Genomic DNA, 815 nt, shown 5'->3' on the forward strand with positions numbered 1-815 from the left:
CCTCATCGTAGGCGCGGCAATGAGGGTAATCGAACGTCAGGAGTACGCCTTTGGCGGCCTGATCCTTGTCAATCACCGCCGGGTTGCCGAGCCCTTCGGGCAGACTGATCAGCAGCCCCGGATGATCACCGGTGCCAGGCACATCATTGCCGCCGGGCAACGTGTCGTTGTAGAGGGCCCACGCTTCGATGGATTTGCTGTCATTGCCGGCGACGTTTTTCAGAATGTATTGGATGGTGTTGATGACGCCGTCGTGAAGTGCCCTCTGGAAAACGGGAAAGACCATTCTCGCGTTGACGACTGTCTGTGCACCGCCGCTCTGCTCACCGTTGACGAAGAGTCTGATACTGCCATATTGACCAACGTCCTCAGGCGGATCGACCACCACCTGTACACCAGCGGCGTTGATTTCATCGCGCGTGAGCTCCGTGAATACGTCCAACGGCAAGCCATAGGTGACTGTCGGTGGCTCTGCTGGCGGGTCAGTGATCACGTTCTTGGTGGCAACAGGAATTATCACCGGATACAGCGTCATGACAGTGTTGTCGGGTTGCGTCTTTTCCATGGCACACCTTCCTGATGAGACGGCCAGGGAGGGCTGGCCGGGATGGAGATATCAGATACCGGGCGGGAGAAGTTCGCTACTGTCAGATCTGACAGTTGAAAGTGGGTTTGCGACGGACGGTAGGTCTGCACTCGGAGATGCGCAGGCCGATGCCGACGCACAATCAGCGGCGCGGCCGGGCTTCAAACCTGGTTGGAGACGGCATCCGTTCCCGGGCAGGTTCGACTCCGGCTGTCTTCCGCCAGTCTCG

General features: G+C 58.8%; 1 protein-coding gene. It reads right to left on the reverse strand.

All coding sequences use genetic code 11. The annotated features are described in order from the left end of the window. On the reverse strand, nucleotides 1-565 hold a 565-nt coding region (locus tag OQK_RS01105), incomplete at its 3' end, for a hypothetical protein (RefSeq protein WP_038860258.1). Nucleotides 566-815 lie beyond the last annotated feature (250 nt).

Origin of the sequence: Pseudomonas sp. R62 (assembly GCF_000257605.1) — a bacterium.
In the GTDB taxonomy this organism is placed as follows: domain Bacteria; phylum Pseudomonadota; class Gammaproteobacteria; order Pseudomonadales; family Pseudomonadaceae; genus Aquipseudomonas; species Aquipseudomonas atacamensis.